The following is a 20,210-nucleotide window of genomic DNA, read 5'->3' on the forward strand; positions in this document are numbered from 1 at the left end:
GTCGCGCCATCCACGGATGACCAAACGCAACACCACGCTTTGCCGCCACAAGCCAACGGCGTATAACACCAGGATTCCGAAACCACTATGCCTAAAAAGACCGAGCAGCCAGTCAGCTTTGAAAGCTCACTGAACGAACTGGAAAAAATCGTTACCCGCCTCGAATCAGGTGAACTCCCGCTGGACGATGCGCTAAATGAGTTTGAGCATGGCATCCAGCTCGCTCGTCAAGGGCAGCAAAAGCTGCAACAGGCCGAACAACGCGTACAAATCCTGCTGAGCGACGATCCTGAAGCGCCGCTGTCACCGTTTACGCCGGATAATGAGTCGCTATGACCGATTTCAGCACGCAACTGAATGCGCATTACCAACGCACTAACCGTATGTTGGGGCATTTCATCGCAGACCTCCCCTTTCAGAGTAGTCCACTGGTCAATGCAATGGAGTATGGCTCACTCTTAGGGGGCAAACGCCTGCGTCCATTTCTGGTTTATACTACTGGTGAACTGTTTGGCGTGCCGCTAGAGAGTCTGGATGCCCCTGCTGCCGCAGTTGAATGTATCCATGCCTATTCATTGATTCATGACGACCTGCCAGCGATGGACGACGACGATTTGCGCCGTGGACAGCCGACCTGTCATATCAAATTTGGCGAAGCGAATGCCATTCTGGCGGGCGATGCTTTGCAGACTCTGGCCTTCTCCATTCTGGCCGATGCGCCGATGCCGCAGGTCTCTGACCGCGATCGACTGGCGATGCTCTCAGAATTAGCACAGGCAAGTGGCGTAGCAGGTATGTGTGGTGGTCAGGCTTTCGATTTGGAAGCGGAAGGTCATCAGGTCGATCTGGCTGCATTAGAGCGGATTCACCGCCACAAAACAGGTGCCTTGATCCGCGCCGCCGTTCGACTGGGTGCGTTGGCCGCTGGTGACATCGGCCGCGCAGCATTACCTCATCTGGATCGCTATGCTAACGCGATCGGGCTCGCCTTTCAGGTTCAGGACGATATTCTCGATGTTGTTGGCGACAGCGCGACAACAGGCAAACGTCAGGGTGCCGACCAGCAGTTAGGTAAAAGCACCTACCCCAGCTTGCTGGGGTTAGATAATGCACGGAAAAAAGCACAGGAGCTCTATCAGGAATCACTGGCAGCGCTGGACGAACTTGTCGCATCCAGCTCGATCTCCCTGAATATTGCCCCACTACAAGCGCTGGCGAATTTCATCGTTGAACGCGATAAGTAATTACTTAATGAGTCTCTAATGAGTTTTGATACCGCGAAGTACCCTACATTGGCGTTAGTGGAAACACCGGATGAACTTCGGTTGTTGCCGAAAGAGAGCCTGCCAAAGCTGTGCGATGAGCTACGCCAATATCTGCTGGACAGCGTCAGCCGTTCAAGCGGCCATTTTGCTTCAGGATTAGGGACGGTTGAATTAACGGTTGCGCTGCATTACGTCTATAACACGCCTTTTGATCATCTGGTGTGGGATGTCGGCCATCAGGCTTACCCGCACAAGATCCTCACAGGCCGCCGCGATCGTATTTCAACGATCCGTCAAAAAGGCGGCTTGCACCCCTTTCCGTGGCGCGATGAAAGCGAATATGACGTATTAAGCGTCGGGCATTCATCCACCTCAATTAGCGCTGGGCTAGGTATGGCCGTTGCGGCCGAGCGTGAAGGCAAAGGCCGCCGTACCGTTTGTGTCATCGGCGACGGCGCAATTACCGCAGGTATGGCCTTTGAGGCGATGAACCACGCGGGCGACATTAAATCCGATCTGCTGGTTGTGTTGAACGACAATGAAATGTCGATTTCAGAAAACGTCGGCGCATTGAACAACCATCTGGCACAGCTGTTATCCGGTAAGCTCTACGCCAGCCTGCGCGAAGGCGGTAAAAAGGTTTTATCCGGCCTGCCTCCCATTAAAGAGCTGGTAAAACGCACCGAAGAACACCTTAAAGGCATGGTTGTGCCGGGGACACTATTTGAAGAACTGGGCTTTAATTATATTGGCCCAGTCGATGGTCATGACGTTCAGGCGCTAGCGCATACGCTGAAAAACATGCGCAGTCTGAAAGGCCCGCAGCTTTTGCACATTATGACGAAAAAAGGCAAAGGTTACGCCCCCGCCGAGCAGGATCCGATCAGCTGGCATGCGGTGCCAAAATTCGATCCAGCCAGTGGCACATTGCCGAAAAGCAAAGAAGGCGCGCAACCCACCTATTCTAAAATCTTCGGTCAATGGCTACAGGAAACTGCCGCTAAAGACAGCAAGCTCATGGCGATCACGCCAGCGATGCGTGAAGGTTCCGGTATGGTGCAGTTCTCACGCGACTATCCGCAGCAATATTTTGACGTAGCGATTGCTGAACAGCACGCCGTAACGTTTGCTGCGGGTCTGGCTGTCGGTGGCTATCATCCGGTCGTTGCCATTTACTCGACTTTCCTGCAACGCGCCTACGATCAGGTTATCCACGATGTGGCAATCCAGAATCTACCAGTTCTGTTTGCTATCGATCGTGGCGGTATTGTGGGTGCCGATGGGCAAACGCATCAGGGTGCTTTCGATCTCTCTTTCTTACGCTGCATCCCGAATATGATCATCATGACGCCTAGCGATGAAAATGAGTGCCGTCAGATGTTGCATACGGGCTATCACTACCAGAAAGGCCCTACGGCGGTACGCTACCCACGTGGGAACGGTACAGGAACTGACCTGACACCACTATCAGAGCTGCCAATAGGCAAAGGTGTGGTACGCCGTCAGGGCGAGACGATCGCTATTCTGAACTTCGGTACGCTATTGCCAGAAGCCCAGACTGCGGCAGAGAAGTTAAACGCCACACTCGTCGACATGCGGTTTGTGAAACCACTGGATGAAGTGTTACTTGAAGAGCTGGCACAGTCTCATAGCACGTTTGTGACGCTGGAAGAAAATGCGGTTATGGGTGGTGCTGGGAGCGGTGTGAATGAATTCCTGATGGCGAAACGCCTTGCGGTTTCAGTACTGAACATTGGGCTACCGGACGTATTTATCCCGCAAGGTTCGCAGGAAGAAATCCGTGTCGATCTAGGTCTGGATGCCGCTGGCATTGAGCGCAGAATCACACAATGGATGGAATAAGCGACTAACGCAAACCGGGGCACTGGCCCCGGTTCAATAATGCAGTGGTTCAATAATTCGATAGCATCAGAATATCGGCCAGTGATGGCCGATAAAATAGATAATTCCCGCAGAGATCACTCCCGCGACAATATCATCGATCATAATCCCCATGCCGCCATGCACGTTGCGATCGAACCAGCGAATCGGCCAAGGCTTCCAGATATCCAGACAGCGAAAGACGACAAACCCCGCGGCTACCCATTGCCAGCTATCCACCGGAATCGCCATCAGGGTAATCCACATACCGACAAACTCGTCCCAGACGATACTGCCGTGATCGTGGACCCCCATATCTTTTGCCGTCTGATGACACAGGTAAACACCGATACAAATACTCAGCATCACCAACAGCGAATACAATTCAAGCGGCAGGAACGACATGAGATACCACAGTGGAATCGCTGCCAGCGACCCTACCGTACCCGGCATCCAGGGAGACAGGCCGCTACCAAACCCTGTCGCCAACAGGTGCCACGGATTGCTCAGCCGTAAGCGGCGTTTTGCCACTTCAGCGCCTTTCGTCTTGTTCTCGGGATCAGTTTTGCTCGCTAAAATGGTCATACCCCTTCCAGTTCAGCTCGGTCGCTTTATTATCTCTGAAAAAGCGCAGCCCTTCAGATGAAGGCCCGATTTGCCCGATACAGGTATAGTCAGCGCCGAGATGCCCCAAGGCAAGCTCCAGTGCACCGCGGTTAATTTCCGGCACGGTAAAGCACAGTTCGTAGTCTTCACCACCCGATAACGCCCAGCGCAGCGCCTGTTCTTCATCAACACAGCTTCTCAGCCAATTAGATTGTGGAATCGCGTCCAGATGAATACGCGCACCACACTCGCTAGCGTTAAGTATATGCTGTAGATCGGAGATGAGGCCGTCAGAAAGATCGATGGCAGAACTGGCGAGATCGCGCAGTGCCTGTCCTTGCAGGATTCTGGGCTGAGGACGGAGGTGACGCTGAAGCAGTCCCTGCCGCACTTCATCATCATCAACCTGAAGTGTATTTTGGAGGATAGCCAGACCAGCAGCGCTATCACCTAATGAGCCGGTAACATAAATCCAGTCGCCAATTCTGGCTCCTCGACGCGTTAACGCCCGGCCAGCAGGCACCAGGCCGTGGATAGTCAGCGTCAGGCTCAACGGGCCACGCGTCGTATCTCCCCCCACCAATTGCATACCATAATAATCCAGCAGTTCAAACAAGCTGTCGCTATAGGCGGACAGCCACTGGCTATTGCTTTTAGGTAGGGTAATGGCCAGAGAAAGCCAGGCAGGATCGGCGCCCATTGCGGCCAGATCGCTTAAATTAACCGCCAGAGATTTGTAACCCAGATCGGCGGGATCGATATCAGGTAGGAAATGAACGCCTGATACCAGCGTGTCGGTACTCACCGCCAGCATCTGCTTATCTGCTACCGTCAGTAACGCGCAGTCATCACCGATGCCTAACTCAACATCGCGACGTGAACTTCGAACCCGATTAAAATAGCGGGCAATAAGGTCAAACTCACCTTCAACCATAACCTTTCCAGCCAGCCTATCATTCAAAAGCGATCAGGGCCGGATTATCCGGCCCTGATTCGATTCATTTTACTTCTTGCCTTTCCGTACACTCGGAGCGGCTTTGTCTAGCACGCCATTCACAAACTTATGGCTATCTTCAGCACCGAAAATTTTAGCCAGTTCGATGGCCTCGTTAATCGCCACTTTGTAAGGAACGTCTTCGCGCTTGCTCAACTCAAACATCGCCAAACGCAGAATCGCTTTCTCAACCTGTCCCAATTCGTCAATCTGGCGAGACAGAAAAGGTGCCATCAGTTGATCAAGCTTCTCAGCTTGAGTGGCAACGCCCGCCAGCAATTCACGGAAATAGGTAATGTCGACATCTTTGACATCCTGCTCGCTCAGGAATTGGTGTTCAACATCGGCAATATCATTTTTAGATAATTGCCAGGAGTAAAGCGCTTGAACCGCACATTCACGAGCGCGGCGACGAGCAGCAGGTTTCACGGAATTCCCCTTACTTAATCAGGCTTACTTAATCGCTTTTAATACATTAATCATTTCTAGCGCGGTCAAGGCAGCTTCTGCACCTTTGTTCCCCGCTTTCGTGCCAGCACGCTCAATCGCCTGTTCAATGCTCTCCGTCGTCAGAACGCCGAAAGCAACAGGGATTTCGCTGTCCATCGCAACGGAGGACAGGCCAGAGCTACATTCGCCAGCAACAAATTCAAAATGCGCCGTTCCACCACGGATGACCGTTCCCAGAGCAATAACGGCATCATATCCGCCATTTTTCGCGCTTTTAGTCAGCGCACGAACTGTCAATGGCAATTCGTAAGCACCTGGCACCCAGACAACCGTGATATTTTCGTCTTTAACCTGACCAATGCGTTTCAATGCATCAATCGCACCTTCCAGCAGGCTGTCGTTAATAAAATGGTTAAAACGCGCAATCGCAATCGCCACACGGGCATCAGGAGTAGCAACAACACCTTCGATAACGTTCATAGCTTTCCTTTATCTGGTCTTTATGCCCCGTAGGGGGGCGGATTCTATCATAATTTTTGTTGGCACGTATTCGGTTTTGTCGGGCACGCACCACGTATTTACATACATATCAGAATTTAGGTTTCAGGCGTAAGCGCAAATCGGGGCCAACCTGACGAACCTCTGCGATATCAAATTCCGGCGCCTGAGACAGCTGATCCAATCCTGGCAAAAGGCACAGTGAACGGGCATTTTCACCCAGCAGTTTTGGCGCGAGATAAACGATAAGTTCATCAACAACACCCGCATTAAGCAACGCCCCCGCCAGACTGGCACCAGCCTCAACCCAGACGGCGTTAATTTGACGCCTTCCCAGCACCATCATTAGCGCCACTAAATCAACGCCACCATTGTGCTGCGGTAGCATCAGTTGCTCAACGCCCTGTGGCCATGCCTGTGCATCAGCCTGTACTCGTGCCAGCCAGGTCTCACCCGGTTGGCTAACAATCCGATGCTGAGGCGTGACGCGCTGCTGGCTGTCTACAATCACCCGAACGGGCTGTCTGAGATCCGCTTCTGAATAGCGTTGCTGAACGTCGGAATCCAGCTCTGACCACCGCACGGTAAGAGAAGGATCGTCAGCCAACACCGTCGCACTGCTGCTCAAAATCGCTGCGCTCTCAGCGCGGAAACGCTGCACATCCTGCCGCGCCTGCGGTGAGGTAATCCACTGGCTTTCTCCCGATGCCATCGCAGTACGCCCATCCAAAGATGCCGCCATTTTGAGCTGCACGTAAGGAAAGCCCGTCCGCATACGTTTCAGGAAGCCTACATTGACTTTCTCGGCTTCAGCCATCATCAAACCATGACTAACGGCAATCCCCGCTTGCTGTAAGCGATGTAAACCGCGACCCGCTACCTGCGGGTTTGGATCCTGCATCGCGGCAACAACACGGGAGACGCCAGCAGCAACCAACGCATCGGCACAAGGCGGTGTTCGGCCATGGTGGCTGCACGGCTCCAGCGTGACATACGCCGTTGCACCACGCGCACGTTCCCCCGCCATTCTCAGCGCATGTACCTCTGCGTGAGGTTCACCCGCACGGAAATGGTAGCCTTCACCGACAATTTCGCAATCACGCACGATCACACAACCGACATTGGGGTTGGGTGCCGTTGTAAAGCGACCACGACGCGCCAGCTCTAACGCGCGCGCCATGTATAATTCATCCTGAGGCAATTGGCCGTTTTCCTGAAAAGCGCTCATTCCCGTCCCTCTTATCTTTGTCAAATCGACACGACTTAGTCCTGCAAACGCGCAATCTCTTCGCCAAATTCACGGATATCTTCAAAGCTACGATACACCGACGCAAACCGGATATAAGCGACTTTATCCAGCTTTCTCAACGCTTCCATCACCAAATTCCCCACCATCTTGGTGGTCACCTCGCGTTCTCCGGTCGCACGAAGATGAGATTTAATATGATTAATCGCCATTTCGACGTCATCAGAACTCACCGGCCTTTTTTCCAGCGCCTTCAGCATGCCGCTGCGCAATTTATCTTCATTAAAAGGCTCGCGCACTTCATTGCTTTTGATGACTCGCGGCATCACCAGCTCAGCCACTTCAAACGTGGTGAAACGTTCATGACAAACCAGACACTGCCGACGACGACGGACTTGCGAACCTTCACCGACCAAACGGGAATCAATGACTTTGGTATCAACAGCGGAACAAAACGGGCAATGCATGATATGTCCTGACCAGTAATCCTTAACGTGAAGACAGTTTACCCTGAATTAACGGACTAACCAAAACTCCTGATCCGCGTTGCGAAGGGTTTCGCATCTCTTCCAGTAACAGGATGAAAAGAGCGGCCTCACCTATGACTTAGGCTTAATCACAGCTAAACTCAGCAACAGGGATCAACGGATCAATGAATAAAACATCGAAAGGGGAACCACAGATATGAGAACCCGATATCGCGTACTGACCTTCCTGCCAGCACTGCTTTTGCTTGCAGGGTGCGCTGAACAGCGCCAGATGCCAAAATTACAGAATCAGATAGGTCAGCTCAATCAGCAACTACAAACGCTGACCGATCAGGCCACGGCATTAGAACGACAAAATGCGTTGAACTCCCAATCCACCTCCGGCGTTTATTTACTGCCCGCAGCACAAACCAGTACCATGCTGGAAAGCAGTATTGGCAGACTCAGCGTATCGCTACGCAATATCGAGGCAGAAGCGAACGGAACAAGTGCGTTGTTACATATTCGGACGCTTGATGCGAAAGGGCTACCAGCCTTTGGCGCGCAGCTTGATTGGGGGAGGCTCGATCCTGTGAGCGGGAAGCCTTTAGCTGGCGACACACAGACACAGTCCTTTGTCGTCTCACCTACGCTTCTCCCAAAAGCTGAAGCCATTATTGAATTGCGTCTGAGCGGTCTACCGCCGGAAGAACTTGGCTTTGTTCGTGTGCATCAGATTCAGGAAATACAAAGTCCGCCGCCTGTTGCCGCAACCGAGTCTCCCTAGCAAACGCATTTCCCAACGCTAAGATGCAAAAAACCCCGCAGCGCGGGGTTTTTTATGTTTACAGTCGGCAGATTAAGGCAGGATAGACGGTTGGTCCGCCCCTTCTTTTTCCACTTTCTGAACGATCAGGTGTTCACGCTTCATACCCAATTTCAGTGCCAGAGCAGAAGAAACATAGATAGAAGAGATCGTACCGATGATCACACCAATAAACATCGTCAACGAGAAGCCATGCAACAAGGCGCCACCGAAGACCATGAGGATCACAATCATCGCCAGCGTGGTCGCGGATGTGATGATGGTACGATGTAGCGTCTGCGTCAGAGAAATATTGGTAATTTCGTAAGGTGTCCCACGACGGACCTTGCGGAAATTCTCACGAATACGGTCAGATACGACGATCTTATCGTTAAGTGAATAGCCAATTACCGACATCAGCGACGCAATGATCGTTAGGTCAATCTCAATAGAGAATAAAGACAGCAGACCCATCGTGATGATCGCATCGTGCGCCAGAGCCAGTACGGCCCCCATCGCCAGACGCCATTCAAAACGAAAACCGATATAAATAAGGATAGCAATCAGTGCAGACAACAGCGCTAATGCACCAGCCTGCGCCAAATCGCTACCCACGCTCGGCCCGACGAACTCAATACGTTTCACCGTAGCATGCTGTTGGAAAGTATCATTCACCACCTTCAGCACTTTGTTACCGAGCGCTTCGTTCTCGCTGCCAGAAACCGGTGGCATACGTACCATCACGTCACGACTGCTACCGAAATTCTGCACCTGTGGCTCTGAAAAACCCGCGGTTTCCAACGAGCTACGCAGTACATCGAGATCAATCGGTTTCTCAAGGTTAATCTCGATGACCGTACCACCGGTAAAGTCGAGCCCCCAGTTAAAACCACGAACGCCCATAATAGCGATAGAGGCAATGATCAGCAGGCCGGAAATGGCAAATGCCAATGTGTCCCAGCGCATGAAATCATAGACTTTACGCCCATGGTTTAGTTGTTCAATGTTGTATTCCTGTTCCTGTGCCACAACGCACTCCTCAGATAGACAGCTTGTTGATGCGTTTACCGCCGTAAAGCAGGTTAACGATGGCACGAGTACCGACGATCGCCGTAAACATTGAGGTGGCAATCCCAATCGCAGTGGTGATAGCAAACCCTTTTATAGAACCGGTACCCACTGCATACAGGATGATGACTTTAATCAACGTCGTGACGTTCGCATCAACAATCGAACTGAATGCACCTTTGTAGCCCTCATGAATAGCCTGCTGCACGGAGCGACCATTACTGAGTTCTTCCTTGATACGTTCGTTAATGAGTACGTTAGCATCCACGGCGACAGCCAGTGTAAGCACGATACCCGCGATACCTGGCATGGTCAGCGTCGCACCTGGCAGCAGAGACATCACACCGACAATCAACACCAGGTTAGCAACCAGTGCGCTGGTCGCAATCATACCAAATTTCTTATAGAAGAAGACCATGAAGAGGATCGATGCGATCAAGCCCCACAAACAGGCTTCCAGCCCCTGAGTGATGTTTTGCATCCCCAGCGTTGGTCCAATGGTACGTTCTTCCACGATCTGGATTGGCGCAATCAGCGCACCGGCACGTAACAGCAGAGAAAGCTGACGCGCTTCATTCGGGTTATCAATACCGGTAATACGGAAGCTGTTACCCAGTCGCGACTGAATTGTCGCCACGTTGATGACTTCTTCGTGTTTTTCCAGCACCGAACGGCCCGTCGCATCTTTCTTGCCGCTGTCTTTGTATTCTACAAACAGCGTTGCCATCAGCTTGCCGATACTGTCTTTGGTGAAGTTGGACATGGTGTTACCACCTGCACTGTCCAGCGAAATATTCACCTGAGGACGATTGTATTCGTCATTGCTTGATGTGGAGTCAGTGATGTGGTCACCCGTCAGAATGACGCGCTTGAACAGTACAACGGGTGAACCGTCACGCATGTTCTTCACTTCAGAGTCGCCCGGCACGCGGCCGTTTGCCGCCGCTGTCGCATCAGCATCGCTGTTGACCAGACGGAATTCGAGCGTAGCGGTCGCGCCAAGAATTTCTTTCGCACGCGCCGTGTCCTGAATACCCGGTAACTCAACGACGATACGGTCAGCACCCTGACGCTGTACTAGCGGTTCAGCAACGCCCAGTTGGTTCACACGGTTACGCAGGATATTGATGTTCTGCTGTACAGCGTACTCACGCGCTTCACGCAGACGCTCGTCAGACATCACTGCACGTAGCAGATTGCTACCGCTGCTGCTGAGAACCAGATTGCGGTGACGGGACGTCAGATAGTTGAGGCCATCATCACGCGTTTGAGCATCACGGAAACGAATTTCGACGCCGTAATTATCAATCTTGCGCACGGAGGCATAAGGAATGTTCTTCTCACGCAGATCGCTGCGTAAAGAGTCCATTGTTTGTTCTTGCAGTTTACCCAGCGCAGTATCCATATCCACTTCCATCAGGAAGTGAACGCCGCCGCGCAGGTCAAGCCCCAATTTCATCGGTTCAGCGCCTAACAACCGCAGCCAGGTTGGCGTGGCAGGTGCAAGGTTAAGTGCGACGACGAATTTTTCGCCCAGCTCATTAACGAGCGCTTCACGCGCGCGGAGCTGAATATCGGGGTTAGAGAAGCGAGCCAGAATTGCACCGTTTTCCAACGCAATCGATTTACTGGTAATATTTTGTTCTTTTAAAGCATTCTGAACTTGGATCAGCGTCGTTTCGCTGGCGGCGGTTCCCCGCGCGCCAGTAACTTGTACCGCCGGATCCTCACCATATAGGTTAGGAAGTGCGTAGAGCAGGCCGACAAACAACACCACGACCAGCATCAGGTACTTCCACAAAGGATAACGATTTAACACGGCAGTTCCCTTCGGGAAAATCGGAAATTACAGGGCCTTAATCGTGCCCTTCGGCAGCACGGCAGCCACGAAATCACGTTTGATAACCACTTCATTGGTTTCGTTCAACGCAATCGCAATATAGCCAGTTTCGGACACTTTGGTCACGCGACCAACCAGACCGCCAGTCGTTAAGACTTCATCACCCTTGCCGATGGAATCCATTAACTTTTTGTGTTCCTTGGCGCGTTTTTGCTGAGGACGCAGGATCATAAAGTAGAAAATCAGACCAAAAACGGCCAGCATAATAACCAGAGAGTACGGGCTTCCCTGAGCCGGAGCGCCGGTTGCAGCTACAGCATCGGAGATGAAAAGACTCATTTAAATATCCTCTTTTTTGTCAAAAGATAAGCTATCAAAAAGATAAATTATCAACCTTACAATCATAAAAACGCTTCACAGCAAAATGCAATTCATAGCAAACGCGCTGTCAGTTGCTTGCAGCAACGTCTTTTTCAGCAAGCGGCGGAATGGATTTACCTATCCGTTGGTAAAAATCCACCACAAAGTGCTCTAATTTACCCTCTTCAATGGCCTGACGTAAACCCGCCATTAAACGCTGATAATAACGCAAGTTATGAATGGTATTGAGTCGTGCTCCGAGTATTTCGTTGCAACGGTCAAGATGATGCAAGTAGGCGCGACTATAATTGCGACACGTGTAGCAATCACAGTGTTCGTCTAGCGGGCTGACGTCATCTTTATGCTTCGCATTACGGATTTTCACGACGCCATCAGTCACGAAGAGATGCCCGTTACGTGCATTGCGCGTTGGCATAACGCAGTCAAACATATCGACACCGCGGCGTACACCTTCCACCAGATCTTCCGGCTTGCCAACACCCATCAAATAGCGCGGTTTATCTTCTGGAATCTGCGGGCAAACGTGCTCCAGAATACGGTGCATGTCTTCTTTCGGTTCACCCACCGCCAAACCGCCCACAGCGTACCCATCAAAGCCAATGTCTACCAGCCCTTTTACGGATACATCTCGTAAATCTTCGTAAACACTGCCTTGAATAATACCGAACAGTGCATTTTTATTCTCTAATTCATCAAAACGCTGGCGGCTGCGTTTCGCCCAGCGCAGCGACATCTCCATGGAACGCTTTGCATAATCCCAATCAGCAGGGTACGGCGTACACTCATCAAAGATCATCACGATATCGGAACCGAGATCGTGTTGAATCTCCATCGATTTTTCCGGGCTAAGGAAAATAGAGTCTCCGTTGATCGGGTTACGGAAATGCACGCCCTGCTCGGTAATCTTGCGAATATCGCCGAGGCTGAACACCTGAAAACCGCCAGAGTCCGTTAGAATCGGGCCGTGCCACTGCATGAAATCGTGCAGATCGCCGTGCAGCTTCATGATTTCCTGACCGGGACGCAGCCACAGATGGAATGTATTACCGAGCAGAATCTGCGCGCCAGTCTCTTTCACTTCTTCCGGCGTCATGCCCTTCACCGTACCGTAAGTCCCCACGGGCATAAAAGCCGGGGTTTCCACCACGCCACGTTCAAAGATCAATCTGCCGCGTCGCGCACGGCCGTCTGTTGTTTGTAATTCGTACTTCACTTAGCCTCCAGCATCAGAAAAACAGTCTGATGGTAACCATGTATTAATGCCTGACAGAGCGTGGTCTGTGGCATCGCTATTGTGCAGAAAGCAGGGGTTATCCCACTTTTTCCTGTTCGGCCATCGGGTTGTGCGTAATAAACATCGCATCACCATAGCTGAAAAAACGATACTGCTCTGCCACCGCTTCACGGTAGGCAGACAGGGTGTTCTGGTAACCGGCAAAGGCCGATACCAGCATGATTAACGTCGATTCGGGCAAATGGAAATTGGTCACCAGCGCATCAATAATGCGGTAGTGATAGCCCGGATAGATAAAAATTTTGGTATCGTCGAAGAACGGTGCGATCGCTGCATTCTGGCTGGCTTGTGCAGCACTTTCCAGTGAACGTACCGAGGTGGTGCCAACCGCAATCACACGGTTTCCGCGCGCCTTGCACGCCAGCACGGCATCAACGACGTCCTGTGGCACTTCGGCATATTCCGCATGCATGATGTGATCTTCAATCGTATCGACACGTACTGGTTGGAAAGTCCCAGCCCCCACGTGCAGCGTAACGAACGCCATTTCGATGCCCTTCTCGCGCAGTGCGGCCAACATCGGCTCATCAAAATGTAACCCCGCCGTCGGCGCCGCTACAGCTCCTGGACGCTGGCTATAGACCGTCTGATAAAGCTCACGGTCAGCGTCTTCATCAGGCCTGTCGATGTAAGGTGGCAACGGCATATGGCCGATGTCATTCAGAATCGTCAGAACATCACGCGCGTCATCAAAATGCAGTTCAAATAGCGCATCGTGGCGAGCCGCCATTGTGGCCTTAACACTTTCATCATCACCCAGCAGCAGTTCTGTGCCCGGCTTTGGCGCTTTTGAGGCCCGAACGTGCGCGAGTACCCGACGATCGTCCAGCACGCGTTCCACCAGCACTTCCAGCTTACCGCCACTGACTTTGCGGCCAAACAAACGTGCAGGTATCACGCGTGTGTTGTTGAATACCAGCAGATCGCCCGGATTCAGCTTCTCCAGCAAATCGGTAAACACGCCGTGCGTCAGATTTCCTGTCGGCCCATCCAGCGATAGCAAACGGCAGCCACTGCGTTGCGCTTGTGGATAATGGGCAATCAATGACTCGGGAAGTTCAAACGAAAAATCGGCAACACGCATGGCAATTCACTTAGCTGTTAATACATTAAAAATGGGCGGCCTAGTCTAGAGCCGCAAGCGCATGGCTGCAAGAAATAAGCACACGGCAGGCGTAACGCATCACAATTACAGTAGGCAAACTGCCCACTTTCGCCATATATAAGAGGACGTGCATAATAAAAGAAGAAGCAGATATACTACGCTAATGAATTTTCTTGCTCACCTCCATCTGGCCACGCTGGCCGACAGCTCCCTGTTAGGTAATCTGATGGCGGACTTTGTTCGCGGCAACCCACAGGACAGCTACGCTGACGAGATCGTCGCGGGTATCCGTCTGCATCGCCGCGTTGACTCGCTGACCGATAGCCTGCCGGAAGTCAAACAGGCGCGTCAGTACTTCAGCGAAGAATTCCGCCGTGTCGCCCCCATTACGCTAGATGTTTTATGGGATCACTATCTTGCACGCCACTGGTTACAGCTAGTGCCGGATATGCCCCTGCAAACTTTTATCGATGGCGCGCAGTCACAAATCGAGCCCCATCTGGCGCAAACCCCTGAACGCTTTCAGAACCTAAATCTCTATTTGTGGCCGGAACGTTGGATGACGCGCTATGCGGAGCTACCGTTTATCGCCGATGTACTGCACAGAATGTCAGTGCGCCGCCCAAAGCTGGCAGCACTGTCCGGCTCTTTTCAGGATATCGAGCAGCACTATCACCAATTTGAAATACTCTTCTGGCAATTTTATCCACGCATGATGCAGTTAGCGAAAACGCAACAGCTGTGAGATCACAACTTTTCCGTTTTTTGACGCAATATATTGTCCTTTCTATTAAAAGGGTTAATGTGATTTATTGAAAGGAAATAGCGATGAGTTCAATAGACAAAAGCTATCTCATTGATTGGTCTCTTTGCCTGTATTCACTCAGGCAGAGTCCCTATACTAATTGCTGTTTTTTACATCCTCCGATCATTAACCGCTATCTACAGGAGTAATTATGGTCCTGGTAACTCGTCAAGCCCCAGACTTCACCGCAGCTGCCGTTTTAGGCAGTGGCGAAATCGTCGAAAATTTCAACCTGAAGAAGCATATCAACGGTAAAGCTGCCGTGATCTTCTTCTGGCCGATGGACTTCACCTTTGTTTGTCCGTCAGAGCTGATTGCTTTCGATCACCGCTATGCCGAGTTCAAGAAACGCGGCGTAGAAGTGGTTGGCGTTTCCTTTGACTCCGAGTTTGTTCACAACGCATGGCGTAACACCCCTGTGGACAAAGGCGGCATCGGCGAAGTGCAATACGCGATGGTTGCTGACATTAAGCGCGAAATCCAGAAGGCCTACGGCATTGAGCACCCAGAAGCGGGTGTTGCACTGCGTGGTTCTTTCCTGATCGACAAAAACGGCGTGGTTCGCCATCAGGTAGTGAACGATCTGCCGCTGGGTCGTAACATCGATGAAATGCTGCGCACCGTTGACGCACTGCAATTCCACGAAGAGCACGGCGAAGTCTGTCCTGCACAGTGGGAAAAAGGGAAATCCGGTATGGGTGCGTCACCAGATGGCGTAGCGAAATACCTGTCTGAAAACGCGGACAAGCTGTAATCCCTCATCTTTGCCCTCTGAGGTAATGTGATAATCAAGCCAGTTGCTATGCGACTGGCTTTTTTGTTCCTGATGTCTCCCTAATCATTTCCCTCACCACTCACCTTCCTCAGCGATCCCAGAGAATACAAAAGGTTGACTAGGGGCGCTAAATCCTTAGCCTTAACGTCACATCGTATTAATGCACGACAGATTGATGGAATAAAAGGAGAACGCATGCAACAAAACCTCGCGCTGTGGTTGAGAGAAGCAGATATCCAACACGCTGGCATCATTGCATTACTGATTGTTCTTGGGCTGATATTACTCATTTCTGCCGTCATTCACCTGATTCTGCATCAGGTTGTGCTGAAAAGAATGGTTCTACGCTCACTCAATAAGCCTGGGAAAACCGAGGGGCACGGGTGGAAGCAGGCACTGACGCAACACAACTTGTTTAATCGGCTGGCCTTCTTGCTACAAGGGGTGATCCTGAATATTCAGGTCTTTGTGTGGCTCCCCGCACAAAGTGAAACCCGTGAAGCGCTTATCATCTGCTCCCAAGTGTGGATTATGATTTTTGCGCTGCTATCCCTCTTCTCGCTACTTGATGTCCTGCTTAACGTTTCCGCCAGAACCAAGGTCGCAGCACAGTTGCCGCTGCGCGGCATCTTCCAGAGTCTGAAACTGATCGCCACTGTCGTCATCAGCATCATGGTGGTGTCACTGCTCATCGGGAAATCACCGCTGATTCTGATTAGTGGTTTAGGTGCAATGGCCGCCGTGTTGATGTTGGTGTTCAAAGATCCAATCATGGGGTTAGTCGCGGGCATCCAGCTTTCCGCCAACGATATGCTGACGCTGGGAGACTGGCTCGAAATGCCGAAATACGGCGCTGACGGTGCCGTCATCGACATTGGGCTGACGACGGTAAAAGTAAAAAACTGGGACAATACCGTCACCACCATTCCCACCTACTCGCTGGTGTCAGACTCCTTCAAAAACTGGCGTTCTATGTCAGAATCAGGGGGACGGCGCATCAAGAGAAGCATCAATATCGATACCACTAGCGTGCATTTCATGACGGAAGACGAACAATCACGATTACTGCGCAGCAAGCTACTGTCATCTTATATTCAAAGTAAGAAGAACGAGTTGGATCAGCACAATGCGCAATCCGGTTCCGACCTGACATCGCCGCTGAACGGTCGTCGTCTGACGAATCTGGGGACGTTCCGCGCCTACCTTCAGGTTTATCTGCGCACTCATCCGGGCATTCATAAAGGGATGACGCTGATGGTACGGCAACTTGCGCCGACGTCAGAAGGGGTACCGCTGGAAATTTACGCGTTTACCAACACCACTGCCTGGGTTGATTACGAAAGCATCCAGTCCGACATTTTCGACCATATCTTTGCAATCTTACCGGAGTTCGATCTCCGTATTCATCAAACACCGACAGGCCACGATATGCGGATAATGGGACAGCAGATGACGGCTCCGAAAGCGTAATATCGATTAAAAAGCGCTCCAGTAGGAGTAATGCGATCGTTTAAGCATCGAGATACACGGGGCGACCACAGGGGTGAGGCGTTCCTGCGGAAACCTCCCCCTGTGTTTCCCCTAATAACGGGCTTAAGTAATCAATATTATTCCAATGGAGCGCCAAGCTACGGGCTTAATTCTGTGCAGCCACCGCGTTCTGACGCTTTTTCTTCCAGACATAACCCACTAAAAGCAGCAATATCCAGATAATACCGACATACAGCGACACACGGGTATCCGGGAAGTAGCCAATCAAACCGATGATGAAGAACAGAAAGACGATACCGAACACGGAGGTCGCGATCCCCCCGCGCAGCGGGAACGCCAGCGCTTTCACTTCATCAGGACTAAGACGGCGGCGGAAGGCGATCTGAGAAAACAGAATCATGATCCACACCCACACCGTCGCAAAGGTAGCCAATGAGGCAATCACCAGAAACACTTTGCCAGGCATAATGTAATTCAGGTACACCGCTACCAGCAGCGCCATCATCATCACAACGACCGTTACCCACGGAATACCACGTTTGGAAATACGGCTAAACACTTTCGGAGCATGCCCCTGCTCCGCCATCCCGTGCAGCATACGACCGACACCGAAGACATCGCTGTTAATCGCAGACAGCGACGCGGTAATCACGACAAAGTTCAGGATACCTGCCGCAGCCGTAATGCCCATATGCTGGAACGTCAGCACGAACGGGCTTCCGTTGGTGCCTACCTGATTCCACGGATAAATCGACATAATGACGAACAGCGTACCGACATAGAACACCAAAATGCGCCACGGCACAGAGTTAATCGCGCGAGGGATAGATTTATGCGGGTCTTTGGCTTCACCGGCAGTGATCCCAATGATCTCTACGCCGCCATAGGCAAACATCACCAACTGTAGCGATAGAATCATCCCCATTACACCGTTACTGAAGAACCCACCATTGCTCCAGAGATTATGGATGCCAGTAGGTTGACCACCGTTACCAATCCCCCAGACAATGATGCCGACCCCGGCAACGATCATGATGATAATAGTGGCTACTTTGAAGAAAGAGAGCCAAAACTCCAGTTCACCAAAGGCTTTCACATTCATCAGATTGATGGCGCCGATGATGAGTACCACGCTCAAGACCCAGACCCAGTGCGGCACCGCAGGGAACCAGACGCCCATGTAGATGCCAAACGCGGTCACATCAGCAATGGCGACAATCAGCATCTCAAAGCAGTAGGTCCAACCGGTGATATATCCCGCCAACGGCCCGAGATAATCCTGCGCATAGCGAGAAAACGAGCTGGATTGCGGATTATGCACCGACATTTCACCCAGTGCGCGCATGATGATATACGCGACAATCCCACCGATCAGATAAGCCAGCAATACGCTGGGGCCAGCCATTTGGATCGCGCTAGCGGAACCATAAAACAGACCGGTTCCGATCGCCGAACCAAGGGCGATAAAGCGGATATGCCGCGTGCTTAACCCACGCTTGAGCTTGGAGGATGGTTGTTCCATTGATAAGCAACCCTGTCTTATATAAAGAAAAACATTACAAAAAGAAAAACCACAGGCAAATACCTGTGGTGCAGAAACCCAACGCCGTGCTGGAACAGTAGGTATTCCTACCACTCCAGCGCTATCAGGTATGAACGATATTATTGATGTACCGTAACTTCCTGACGACCACACAGTCTGTCGTAAATCACTGCTACCAGTAAAATCAGCAGTGACGGTGGTAACCAGGCCAACCCTTGCTCACTCAGCGGCAGGTTGAGGCTCCACTCGGGTAACAGCGATTTGAAAGCCGACGATTTTATACCATCTATCATGCCAAATAACAGACTGACTAACATGACAGGGGCCACAATACGTGAAGCGCTATTCCACCAACGCAGCGTAAAACTCAGTAAAACCAGAATGATACACGGTGGATAAATCGCCGTCAGTACAGGAATGGAAAGTTGAATCAGGTGGCTCAAGCCAAGGTTAGACACCACCATTGAGAACGCTCCCAGCACAAATACCAGCGTGCGATAGGACAACGGCAGATATTGCGCAAAGAACTCAGCACACGCACAGGTTAACCCCACCGCCGTCACCAGACATGCGATAAAGATTAACAACGCCAGGAAGCTGCTTCCCATGTTACCGAACGTGTGTTGCACATAAGCATGGAGAATCTCTGCCCCATTCAGTGCCTGCGGCACCAGTTCACCACTGACAGAACCGAGCTGGAACAGGCTCAAATAGACCAGAGTCAAACCAATGCCGGCAATTAACCCAGCCCACACGGTGTAACGAGTCAGCAGTACTGAACTAGTCACGCCACGTGAGCGTGCCGCATTGACGATCACGATACCAAAGACCATCGCGCCCAGCGTATCCATCGTCAGATAGCCGTTAACAAAGCCATTGGAGAACGGCAGGTGCTCATACGCTTCTGTCGCAGGAATCGGTGTACCCGCAGGCCACAGCACCGCAGCAATACCCAGTACCGCCAGAGCAATAATTTTCAACGGTGCCAACACATGGCCGACCGTATCCAGCAGTTTCCCCGGATACAGAGAAATCCCGACGACGATAGCAAAATAAATCAGGCTGTAAATCAGAAGTGGAGTCGCACCGTTACCGACCAACGGAGCCAAACCAACTTCAAACGAGACAGTCGCCGTGCGCGGCGTCGCGAACAACGGCCCAACAGCCAGATAGCATACGGTCGCCAGAACCACACCGGCTTTTTTACCAATCGGTGAGCTTAGCGCATCGACGCCGCCGCCAACCCGAGCAAGGGCGATGACAGTCAGCACAGGTAGGCCAACCGCCGTCAACAGGAAGCCGATTGCCGCAGTCCAAACGTGCTCTCCTGCCTGTAATCCCACCATAGGCGGGAAAATAATATTTCCTGCCCCCACGAATAAAGCAAAGGTCATAAAACCTAATGCCACAATATCTTTGGAAGTTAAACGATGACTCATAGTGATGTCGTGTTGCCTGTATCAAATCGATAAAAAGAAAATCGTGCCGTTTATCGCCGCCAGAAGCCGTTCGTAAACGGGTACACCGAAGCATGATGCCCACACTCTAGCGACGCGAAAGATGGCGGCTAATACTCTAAATAATTCGAGTTTCAAGAAGGCGTCCCGATAAACTTACTCAGGTAAGTGATTCGGGTGACTGATGCAGCCAACGCACATGCAACTTGAAGTATGACGAGTATAGAGGAGTTATTTTT

Annotated in this window: 20 protein-coding genes; 7 read left to right on the plus strand and 13 right to left on the minus strand. The window is 51.5% G+C overall.

Annotation, left to right across the window (positions count from 1 at the left end; translation table 11 throughout):
• Positions 1–87: 87 nt before the first annotated feature.
• Genes xseB through dxs form a run of 3 tightly spaced genes read left to right on the plus strand, consistent with a single transcriptional unit; the run spans position 88 to position 3,128 of the window.
• Positions 88–336, plus strand: a complete 249-nt coding sequence (gene xseB, locus CLR69_RS10620) for an exodeoxyribonuclease VII small subunit (protein WP_129712619.1) — start codon at positions 88–90, stop codon at positions 334–336.
• The gene (ispA, locus tag CLR69_RS10625; protein WP_129712620.1) at positions 333–1,244 is read left to right on the plus strand and encodes a (2E,6E)-farnesyl diphosphate synthase; all 912 of its coding nucleotides are present in this window, start codon (positions 333–335) and stop codon (positions 1,242–1,244) included. The genes xseB and ispA overlap by 4 nt, the downstream gene beginning before the upstream one ends.
• A gap of 18 nt (positions 1,245–1,262) precedes the next feature.
• Positions 1,263–3,128, plus strand: a complete 1,866-nt coding sequence (gene dxs, locus CLR69_RS10630) for a 1-deoxy-D-xylulose-5-phosphate synthase (protein ID WP_129712621.1) — start codon at positions 1,263–1,265, stop codon at positions 3,126–3,128.
• 66 nt (positions 3,129–3,194) lie between these two features.
• On the opposite strand, the gene pgpA is transcribed toward dxs, so the two are convergent.
• The 6 genes from pgpA to nrdR all read right to left on the minus strand — a co-directional run bounded on the left by pgpA (position 3,195) and on the right by nrdR (position 7,407).
• On the minus strand, positions 3,195–3,731 hold the full coding sequence (gene pgpA / locus CLR69_RS10635) for a phosphatidylglycerophosphatase A (protein ID WP_129712622.1): 537 nt from the start codon (positions 3,729–3,731) through the stop codon (positions 3,195–3,197).
• Positions 3,706–4,686 (minus strand): thiamine-phosphate kinase, encoded by a 981-nt coding sequence (thiL, locus tag CLR69_RS10640; protein WP_129712623.1) that lies wholly within the window; start codon positions 4,684–4,686, stop codon positions 3,706–3,708. The genes pgpA and thiL overlap by 26 nt, the downstream gene beginning before the upstream one ends.
• 69 nt (positions 4,687–4,755) lie before the next feature.
• On the minus strand, positions 4,756–5,175 hold the full coding sequence (gene nusB / locus CLR69_RS10645; protein ID WP_039301606.1) for a transcription antitermination factor NusB: 420 nt from the start codon (positions 5,173–5,175) through the stop codon (positions 4,756–4,758).
• Positions 5,176–5,199: 24 nt separating this feature from the next.
• Positions 5,200–5,676, minus strand: coding sequence for a 6,7-dimethyl-8-ribityllumazine synthase (ribH, locus tag CLR69_RS10650; RefSeq protein ID WP_012773708.1), 477 nt, complete (start codon positions 5,674–5,676; stop codon positions 5,200–5,202).
• Positions 5,677–5,785: 109 nt separating this feature from the next.
• Complete coding sequence (gene ribD, locus CLR69_RS10655; protein ID WP_129712624.1) at positions 5,786–6,922, minus strand: bifunctional diaminohydroxyphosphoribosylaminopyrimidine deaminase/5-amino-6-(5-phosphoribosylamino)uracil reductase RibD; 1,137 nt, start codon at positions 6,920–6,922, stop codon at positions 5,786–5,788.
• Between the two features lie 35 nt (positions 6,923–6,957).
• Positions 6,958–7,407 (minus strand): transcriptional regulator NrdR, encoded by a 450-nt coding sequence (gene nrdR / locus CLR69_RS10660; protein WP_005975999.1) that lies wholly within the window; start codon positions 7,405–7,407, stop codon positions 6,958–6,960.
• A gap of 217 nt (positions 7,408–7,624) precedes the next feature.
• Here nrdR and CLR69_RS10665 point away from each other — a divergent pair, with 217 nt between their 5' ends.
• Positions 7,625–8,194 (plus strand): SadB/YajI family lipoprotein, encoded by a 570-nt coding sequence (locus CLR69_RS10665; protein WP_129712625.1) that lies wholly within the window; start codon positions 7,625–7,627, stop codon positions 8,192–8,194.
• A 72-nt stretch (positions 8,195–8,266) separates the two neighbouring features.
• On the opposite strand, the gene secF is transcribed toward CLR69_RS10665, so the two are convergent.
• From secF to queA, 5 genes are all read right to left on the minus strand, one after another.
• On the minus strand, positions 8,267–9,178 hold the full coding sequence (gene secF / locus CLR69_RS10670) for a protein translocase subunit SecF (RefSeq protein ID WP_242451639.1): 912 nt from the start codon (positions 9,176–9,178) through the stop codon (positions 8,267–8,269).
• A 73-nt stretch (positions 9,179–9,251) separates the two neighbouring features.
• Complete coding sequence (secD, locus tag CLR69_RS10675) at positions 9,252–11,099, minus strand: protein translocase subunit SecD (RefSeq protein WP_129712627.1); 1,848 nt, start codon at positions 11,097–11,099, stop codon at positions 9,252–9,254.
• 27 nt (positions 11,100–11,126) lie between these two features.
• Positions 11,127–11,459 (minus strand): preprotein translocase subunit YajC, encoded by a 333-nt coding sequence (gene yajC / locus CLR69_RS10680; RefSeq protein WP_010282033.1) that lies wholly within the window; start codon positions 11,457–11,459, stop codon positions 11,127–11,129.
• Between the two features lie 109 nt (positions 11,460–11,568).
• Complete coding sequence (gene tgt / locus CLR69_RS10685; protein WP_129712628.1) at positions 11,569–12,714, minus strand: tRNA guanosine(34) transglycosylase Tgt; 1,146 nt, start codon at positions 12,712–12,714, stop codon at positions 11,569–11,571.
• Between the two features lie 97 nt (positions 12,715–12,811).
• Positions 12,812–13,879: a tRNA preQ1(34) S-adenosylmethionine ribosyltransferase-isomerase QueA gene (gene queA / locus CLR69_RS10690; RefSeq protein WP_129712629.1), complete on the minus strand. Its 1,068-nt coding sequence runs from the start codon at positions 13,877–13,879 to the stop codon at positions 12,812–12,814.
• Positions 13,880–14,063: 184 nt separating this feature from the next.
• Between queA and CLR69_RS10695 the strand changes: the two genes are divergently transcribed.
• The 3 genes from CLR69_RS10695 to CLR69_RS10705 all read left to right on the plus strand — a co-directional run bounded on the left by CLR69_RS10695 (position 14,064) and on the right by CLR69_RS10705 (position 16,950).
• Positions 14,064–14,645 (plus strand): acyl carrier protein phosphodiesterase, encoded by a 582-nt coding sequence (locus CLR69_RS10695; RefSeq protein ID WP_129712630.1) that lies wholly within the window; start codon positions 14,064–14,066, stop codon positions 14,643–14,645.
• 211 nt (positions 14,646–14,856) lie between these two features.
• Positions 14,857–15,459 carry a peroxiredoxin C gene (locus CLR69_RS10700; protein WP_005975989.1) on the plus strand — a complete coding sequence of 201 codons (603 nt, stop codon included), beginning with the start codon at positions 14,857–14,859 and terminating at the stop codon, positions 15,457–15,459.
• 216 nt (positions 15,460–15,675) lie between these two features.
• Positions 15,676–16,950 carry a mechanosensitive ion channel family protein gene (locus tag CLR69_RS10705; protein WP_129703284.1) on the plus strand — a complete coding sequence of 425 codons (1,275 nt, stop codon included), beginning with the start codon at positions 15,676–15,678 and terminating at the stop codon, positions 16,948–16,950.
• Between the two features lie 166 nt (positions 16,951–17,116).
• Here CLR69_RS10705 and proY read toward each other — a convergent pair whose 3' ends face one another.
• Together proY and brnQ are read right to left on the minus strand one after the other, a co-directional pair.
• A complete protein-coding gene (gene proY / locus CLR69_RS10710) occupies positions 17,117–18,493 on the minus strand; it encodes a proline-specific permease ProY (protein WP_129712631.1) in 1,377 nt (458 codons plus the stop codon).
• A 140-nt stretch (positions 18,494–18,633) separates the two neighbouring features.
• Positions 18,634–19,953 carry a branched-chain amino acid transport system II carrier protein gene (gene brnQ / locus CLR69_RS10715; protein ID WP_129712632.1) on the minus strand — a complete coding sequence of 440 codons (1,320 nt, stop codon included), beginning with the start codon at positions 19,951–19,953 and terminating at the stop codon, positions 18,634–18,636.
• Positions 19,954–20,210: the final 257 nt, after the last annotated feature.

It is taken from the genome of Pectobacterium zantedeschiae (assembly GCF_004137795.1).
Classification (GTDB): domain Bacteria; phylum Pseudomonadota; class Gammaproteobacteria; order Enterobacterales; family Enterobacteriaceae; genus Pectobacterium; species Pectobacterium zantedeschiae.

What these genes read in the sequence shown, in the direction of transcription:
- CLR69_RS10705 (WP_129703284.1), top strand. Translation starts at nt 15,676, where the DNA reads ATGCAACAAAACCTCGCGCTGTGGTTGAGAGAAGCAGATATCCAACAC.
- queA (WP_129712629.1), bottom strand. Translation starts at nt 13,879, where the DNA reads ATGCGTGTTGCCGATTTTTCGTTTGAACTTCCCGAGTCATTGATTGCC.
- xseB (WP_129712619.1), top strand. Translation starts at nt 88, where the DNA reads ATGCCTAAAAAGACCGAGCAGCCAGTCAGCTTTGAAAGCTCACTGAAC.
- thiL (WP_129712623.1), bottom strand. Translation starts at nt 4,686, where the DNA reads ATGGTTGAAGGTGAGTTTGACCTTATTGCCCGCTATTTTAATCGGGTT.
- ribH (WP_012773708.1), bottom strand. Translation starts at nt 5,676, where the DNA reads ATGAACGTTATCGAAGGTGTTGTTGCTACTCCTGATGCCCGTGTGGCG.
- CLR69_RS10695 (WP_129712630.1), top strand. Translation starts at nt 14,064, where the DNA reads ATGAATTTTCTTGCTCACCTCCATCTGGCCACGCTGGCCGACAGCTCC.
- proY (WP_129712631.1), bottom strand. Translation starts at nt 18,493, where the DNA reads ATGGAACAACCATCCTCCAAGCTCAAGCGTGGGTTAAGCACGCGGCAT.
- ispA (WP_129712620.1), top strand. Translation starts at nt 333, where the DNA reads ATGACCGATTTCAGCACGCAACTGAATGCGCATTACCAACGCACTAAC.
- yajC (WP_010282033.1), bottom strand. Translation starts at nt 11,459, where the DNA reads ATGAGTCTTTTCATCTCCGATGCTGTAGCTGCAACCGGCGCTCCGGCT.
- secF (WP_242451639.1), bottom strand. Translation starts at nt 9,178, where the DNA reads ATGCGCTGGGACACATTGGCATTTGCCATTTCCGGCCTGCTGATCATT.
- CLR69_RS10700 (WP_005975989.1), top strand. Translation starts at nt 14,857, where the DNA reads ATGGTCCTGGTAACTCGTCAAGCCCCAGACTTCACCGCAGCTGCCGTT.
- pgpA (WP_129712622.1), bottom strand. Translation starts at nt 3,731, where the DNA reads ATGACCATTTTAGCGAGCAAAACTGATCCCGAGAACAAGACGAAAGGC.
- brnQ (WP_129712632.1), bottom strand. Translation starts at nt 19,953, where the DNA reads ATGAGTCATCGTTTAACTTCCAAAGATATTGTGGCATTAGGTTTTATG.
- ribD (WP_129712624.1), bottom strand. Translation starts at nt 6,922, where the DNA reads ATGAGCGCTTTTCAGGAAAACGGCCAATTGCCTCAGGATGAATTATAC.
- nrdR (WP_005975999.1), bottom strand. Translation starts at nt 7,407, where the DNA reads ATGCATTGCCCGTTTTGTTCCGCTGTTGATACCAAAGTCATTGATTCC.
- CLR69_RS10665 (WP_129712625.1), top strand. Translation starts at nt 7,625, where the DNA reads ATGAGAACCCGATATCGCGTACTGACCTTCCTGCCAGCACTGCTTTTG.
- dxs (WP_129712621.1), top strand. Translation starts at nt 1,263, where the DNA reads ATGAGTTTTGATACCGCGAAGTACCCTACATTGGCGTTAGTGGAAACA.